The organism is Micromonospora sp. NPDC048935 (assembly GCF_043197875.1).
Classification (GTDB): Bacteria; Actinomycetota; Actinomycetes; order Mycobacteriales; family Micromonosporaceae; genus Micromonospora.
Genome location: NZ_JBICTZ010000006.1, coordinates 449,116 through 455,393 on the forward strand (window position 1 = coordinate 449,116; position 6,278 = coordinate 455,393).

At 63.0% G+C, this 6,278-nt stretch carries 2 protein-coding genes and 1 pseudogene; 1 reads left to right on the plus strand and 2 read right to left on the minus strand.

Features of this window, described 5'->3' with window-relative positions; all coding sequences use genetic code 11:
* Nucleotides 1-13 precede the first annotated feature (13 nt).
* Entirely contained in the window at nt 14-2,701 is a 2,688-nt protein-coding gene (locus ACGFIW_RS19605) for a site-specific DNA-methyltransferase (protein ID WP_393317399.1), read from the plus strand.
* A 9-nt stretch (nt 2,702-2,710) separates the two neighbouring features.
* Here ACGFIW_RS19605 and ACGFIW_RS19610 read toward each other — a convergent pair whose 3' ends face one another.
* Both ACGFIW_RS19610 and ACGFIW_RS19615 read right to left on the minus strand, forming a co-directional pair.
* Nucleotides 2,711-5,461: an ATP-dependent helicase gene (locus tag ACGFIW_RS19610; RefSeq protein ID WP_393317402.1), complete on the minus strand. Its 2,751-nt coding sequence runs from the start codon at nt 5,459-5,461 to the stop codon at nt 2,711-2,713.
* A gap of 428 nt (nt 5,462-5,889) precedes the next feature.
* Nucleotides 5,890-6,278: pseudogene (locus ACGFIW_RS19615) on the minus strand (hypothetical protein); the annotation flags it as partial.

A 6,278-nucleotide genomic window follows, 5' to 3' on the forward strand; every position in this document is an offset into this window, starting at 1 on the left:
GGAACCCGCACCTATGCCACCGCGGAAGAAGGCCACCACCGGGCCGACCCCCGTCGACGCCATCACCTACACCGACAAGCGAACGAACCTGCCGACCGCTGACGCACACGATTTCGTGGACCCCGAGATCGAGAACCCGTTCGTCTTCAAGTACCCGCGGCCTCTCTACAGCCCTCAACTCGCGTGGCGCGGCAAGGAGGAGCAGGACCTCGCGGAGTACCTCGAGGGCAACGCTCCGCCGATCTACATCCAAGAAAAGATCGACCCGCGGGTTCTCATCAAGAACCTTCGCCAGACGGCAACGCGGCCGGAGGAAGAGCCCGAGCTGACTCTGTTCGACACCTTCGACGGCCTGCCCGAGCTCGACCTAGTCGACTTCTACCAGCACGAGGCCAACTGGTCGAACCGCATGATCCTTGGTGACTCGCTCCACGTTATGGCGAGCCTCGCCGAGCGCGAACGGCTCCGCGGCAAAGTTCAAATGATCTACCTCGACCCGCCGTACGGCATCAAGTTCAATAGCAATTGGCAGGTATCAGCCCGCAAGAAAGATGTGACCGACGGAAAGGTGGCTGACACTTCTCGCGAGGTTGAGCAGATTAAAGCTTTCCGGGACACGTGGGAGTACGGCATCAACTCCTACCTTACTTACTTACGAGACCGGCTGACCGTTGCACGTGAACTCTTGACGGATAGTGGTTCAATATTCCTGCAGATCGGCGACGAAAACGTTCACCTTGTGCGTTCGCTGTTGGACGAGGTCTTCGGTAGCGAGAACTTTGTAAGCCTGATTACGTTCCGCAAAACCGGCGGCGCCACGACCGACTTCCTCGCTGGAACAGTAGATTATCTGGTCTGGTACGCGAAGGATCGAGGCCGCGCAAAGTTCCGACCTCTATACAACGCGAAGGACGACGGGCAGGGATCGGCTCCTGGATATGATTTTATCGAGCTTCCTGATGGGGAGCGTCGACGACTGCGCCGAGGCGAAGAGCCGCCTGCAGGATCTCGCCCGTTGCAGTTCACCACCCTGATGAGTCAGTCGCAGGGGCGAGAGAAGGGCGAAGGCGCGGCATCCTGGTTCGCCGTTAACGTAGACGGCAAGGAATACCGGCCAAATGCGCAAAGCCGTTGGAAGACAAACGAACAGGGCATGAGCCGCCTATTGGCCGCACGTCGTGCCCAAGTGCAGGGTAATACTCTCAGGTACGTAAGGTACCTCGATGACTTTCCAGCGATCCCCATAACTAACCTATGGGCGGACACCTTCGGCGCCACAGGTGCAACGTATGTCGTGCAGACGGCCGCCACAGTTGTCCAACGATGCATGCTCATGACTACCGACCCAGGCGACTTGGTTCTAGATCCAACCTGCGGCTCAGGAACAACTGCGTACGTCGCCGAACAATGGGCGCGGCGGTGGATAACCATCGACACGTCCCGCGTCGCCCTAGCTCTTGCCCGCCAGCGATTGGTAGGATCCCACTATCCGTGGTACCTACTGGCTGACTCAGCCGAGGGCCGCGCAAAGGAGAGTGAACTAGCAGCGATGCCTCTTCCGCCAGCGGGAACGACCAATGATGTGCGTCACGGCTTCGTCTACGAACGCATTCCCCATATCATGCTCAAGTCAATTGCCAAGAACCCGGACATCAGGGAAGGCTTGAAGCCAGCCGAGATCGAGGCCGCGATCAAGCGGCACGCGGAATATGAGATGCTCTACGACCGGCCGTACGACGACAAAAGGAAGATCCGAGTCGCTGGGCCGTTCACGGTTGAAAGCCTGTCACCTCACCGGTCGCTCGCCTTCGCGGGGAGCGCAGTCGACGAGGCGAAAGCAACTGGCTCGAATGAGGAAGGCACCTCCAACGGAAGTGCCGAGTTCGAGCAGACAGTTACCGCCAACCTCCGCGCCGCAGGCATCCAAAACGGCCGAAAAAATGAGCGCCTGACTTTTGACTCTATAGAGCAGTACGCTTCGCCCTACATTCAGGCCGTAGCCATTCGCGAGGAGGTGACTGACGGAACCCCCAAGCGGGTCGGCATCACGATTGGCCCGCAGTATGGCACCGTCGGGCCGTCCTTTATCAAGGATGCGGCCCGGGAGGCGAACCGCACGCCGGACCTCGACCTGCTCTGCGTTCTGGCCTTCGCCTTTGACCCTGCCGTGCTCGGTACTGCCGACGACGACTATGTGACCTCCGAGGAAGGCTTCGCCAACGTCGCCGCGGAGCGGCGGCTCGGTCGAGTACCGGTCCTGCTGGTGCGAATGAACGCCGACTTGGTCATGGGCGAGGAGCTCAAAAAGACCGGAGCGGGCAACCTGTTCACCGTCTTCGGCGAGCCGGATATCGAGGTCAAGCGCGAGGACGACGAGCTGCGGGTGCTGCTGCACGGGGTCGACGTCTACGATCCAAACACCGGCGAGCTGCGCAGCAACGATACCGACCAGATCGCTCTGTGGATGATCGACTCGGCCTACAATGGCGAGTCGTTCTTCGTCCGGCACTGCTACTTCACGGGCGGGCAGGACCCGTACAAGCGGTTGAAGGCGGCGCTCAAGGCGGACATCGACCCGGACGCCTGGGCGAGTCTGTACGGCACCGAGTCGCGGCCGTTCGCCCGGCCGGAGACCGGGAAGATCGCGGTCAAGGTGATCAACGACTACGGCGACGAGGTAATGAAGGTCTTTACCGTCTGACGGTTGCGGTCACCGGGCGGAGCCGCAAATGGTCCGCACCTCGCAGCGGCGGCAGCGGGGACCGGGGTTGGGTTTGTAGTCGCGTGCCTTGACGCGCGCGGCGGCCTCGGTCACCGCTGCCTCCGCCCGCTGCACGGCCTTCGGGTCCACGAGGACTGGGAGGCGGGCGGATGCTTTGAGGTCATGCACGTACGCCGCACGCACGTCAAGGCCTTCCCGTCGCGCTGCGTCGGCGTAAACCTGAAGCTGTAGTGCATGGTCAGCTTCGCCGGCCGAGGTAGAGGTCTTGTAGTCGACGATCGCGAGGGCGTTGGTTATGCCACCTTCCTTGTCGAGGATCACATCGGCTCGGCCAGCGATGATGACTCCGTCGAGATGCAGCTCGAAAGGTCGCTCGGTCTCCCAGACCCGGTACAGGTCCGCTTCGTGCTGTGTCGCGTACGCCAAGACAAGCCGGCGTGCGGCGTCCCGGAGCTGGCGGTGCGCGGCCTTGTTGGCGGTAGGCAGGAAGAAGCTGGCGTTTAAAATCTCGTCGATCTGACCCGCGTTCGGCACCCGGCCGTTGGCCTTCGTGGCCTCGGCAACCGCGCGCATGACATGGTGTACGGCCTTGCCGTAACCAAGCTCGGTGGCCAGGCGCGGCTGGAAGCCGATCAGGTCCCGAAGCCGGAACGCCTGACCGCAGTCCATGAACGCGGCCAGCTGGCTGTACGTCATCGAGATCGGCTCCTCGCCGCCGTGCCCGCTGCTCTCGATGGGCGGGAAGGCGACGTTCTCTGGCTTCACCTCAACCTGCCCGATCTCCTGGTGGTACGGGCTTCGCGCCACCCGTCGCGTCGTCACCCGCTCGTGACGGGAGACCGAGAGCCAATCCCGTGCGCGGGTCATCGCGACGTAGAAGAGACGCCGCTCGTCTGCATCCGAACCTTCGTAGCGCACGGCGTCGAATTGATCACGCGGGACGAGCCATGACTGGGGCTGCCCCGTGCGGCTGGAGGGGAATCGACTGGCAGTCATCGACGGTACGAACACCACCGGCCATTCCAGGCCCTTCGCCCGATGCACGGTCGTCAGGTCGACCGCGTCCAGAGCGAAGTCCGCCTCCCCGTCGAAGCCTTCGTAGGCGCCCTGCGCGTAATTGACGATGTGCAGCGCAAGGTTCCGATAGTACCAGATGCCGCGGTCCTGGCCGCCGACCTGCTCCGTCGGCGCGTCAGGATCGGGCCGGGCGCGGCGCCTGACCGACTCGTAGTCGGCGAGCAGGGACGTGAAGCGTGCCAGGGTGCCGAGGCGGTTGATGGCCATCTCGTCGGTCAGGTCCCAGGATCGAACCCGCAACTCGAGGAACAGCTCGTACAGCTCGCCGACCAGATTCGCGGTGCGGTTAGTACGCCGTACTGCAGCCCTCCACTCCCGAAGGAATCGCACAAGCTGGCGCCGTTCAGGCCCCGACAGGTTGAAGACCCGCTCGTACTCATCGAACAGGTCCGCGTCCGTGACCGGCTGGCCCGTACCGAAGGTCCCACGCCATTCGGTATCGGCGAGCCATACGAAGGTACGGCCGAGAACTCCCGCTTCCGGCTGATCGAACAGCCCGGAGCGGCCACCGGGTTGCACGGGAATGCCGAAGGTGGCGAACTGCTCAACCAGGCGCGGGTACGCGGCCCTGCTCCGGACGAGCACGGCGATGTCTCGCAGTGGGACACCGTCGTCGACCAGGTCGAGGATGTAGCTGACGATCCAGCCTGCCTCTTCGGTCTCCGTCTCGGCCGTCCACACCACAACCTCCGACTGGGGGCTGTCAGCGGAGGGTCGCTTGGGCAGCATCTGCTTGTCAATGCGTTCGGGAATCGTCTCGGCGAAGCGGTTGGCCACGCCGATGATCTGGGGGCGGCTGCGCCGGTTCGCAGTGATCTCGAAGGTTGCCACGTCGGGGTAGCGCTGCGGAAACGTCACGATGTTGGAGACATCGGAGCCTCGCCACTGGTAGATGGCTTGCTGGTCGTCGCCGACTACGCACAGTTCCACCTGCGGGCCGGTCAGCAGCTCGATGAGCCTTTCCTGCGCCGGGTTGACGTCCTGGTACTCGTCGACGATCAGGTGGCGAAGCGTCGCATGGATGTCGGCTGCGAACGCCGGGCGCTCCAGTTCCCGCACGGCGCGAACGACCTGCTGACCGTAGGTCAGCAGCCGGTAGCGGTCGAGGGTCTCGTAGTAGTTATGGAGGACAGACTTGACCGGGTCGGGCAATGGATCAGTGTCGAGCAGCTCGTTCTCGACAACGTCGACCGCCTTGAGGAACGCCGCGATCGACGCATAGAGCCGGTTCCCGGGATCGAGCTGGCGCAGCTCGAGTCGGTTCGCCTCTCGCGAGAGAAATGCGGTGAGCTGGTTGTCATCAAGCACGTCGTACGTCTCGTATCGAGGCACCCGCTGCTGCAGCAGGCGGAAGCAGAAGGCGTGGATCGTGCCGACGAACAGACCGTTCAACCGGTCGAGAGCTGCGTTTCCCAGGCGTCCTTCGACTCGCTGAACGATGCGGTTCTTGAGCTCCTCGGCCGCCCGCGCTGTGAAGGTGAACGCGGCGATCGCTTCTGGAGCCACACCGTCGGCCAGGAGGTCCACGACTCGTTGAGACACAACCTCGGTCTTGCCTGCACCCGCGGAGGCGATGATCTGGAGGTGACTGCCTCGGTGGCGCACCGCTTCCAAGGCTGAACCTGTCAGCTGTGGAAGTCCAGCTCCAGCTCGCTCTGACACGACGTCTCCCGTCCGTTGGCTGGCTACGCGTAGCCAGCGGCGAGGTACACGGGGACTACAGGTAGCGACGCCGTGCGGCCTTGGGATCTTCAGACCAGAGCGATCGAATCCTGTAGCCCAACTTGCGGGCTACGCCGCACTGCGAGCGAAGGTGTCGATGTGGCTGAGCACCAGCTTCCACATTGTTCAAACGGGTCGTTGGCCGGAGCAATCGCGCGCCGTCAGCCATCATCTCACTGCCTTCATCCCGTATTTGCCAGCGTTAGCGTGATCACCGGCCAGGTTACTCGCCATAGCAACCGACATCGTCTCGAAGATTAAGGACCGACCATCCTGCAGGCTGCGTAGTCCAGCCGACTGATGGAAGTGCTCGCTGGCGCCGCTCACGGCGGTGCGGATTGTGCTCCGCACCGCCGAGAGCAGGTAGTTCAGCTCGATGGTTGGGAAAGGTCAGTCGGTAAGGGCTTGGCCTTCGATTGAAGATCGTCTATGCGTGCTGCCATCGGGTGTGGTTGGCCGGCCATGGCAGACAGGGCCTCAGCGACGTCGTGCAGGTCGGCCTTGATGTAGGTGATGGTGGAGGATCCAGGACTGTCGGTGTGGCCGGCGTAGGCGCGGGCGATGCCGTAGCCGAAGTGCCGTTCCACCCAGGTCAGCGTGGTGTGGCGCAGCCAGTGGGTCGAGATGCCGTGCACGGCTACCCAGGGCAGGCGCTCACCTAATACTCCAGCCGCGCCTGGCGAAGTTGGAGTCTTCGCTGGTAGTGGGCTGTTTTGGCGCGGTACTGGTGTCGGCGTCGCCATCGTGACCATCGATG

Bases quoted from the DNA above. Each gene is read 5' to 3' on its own strand.
- ACGFIW_RS19605 (WP_393317399.1), top strand. From the start codon at position 14: ATGCCACCGCGGAAGAAGGCCACCACCGGGCCGACCCCCGTCGACGCC.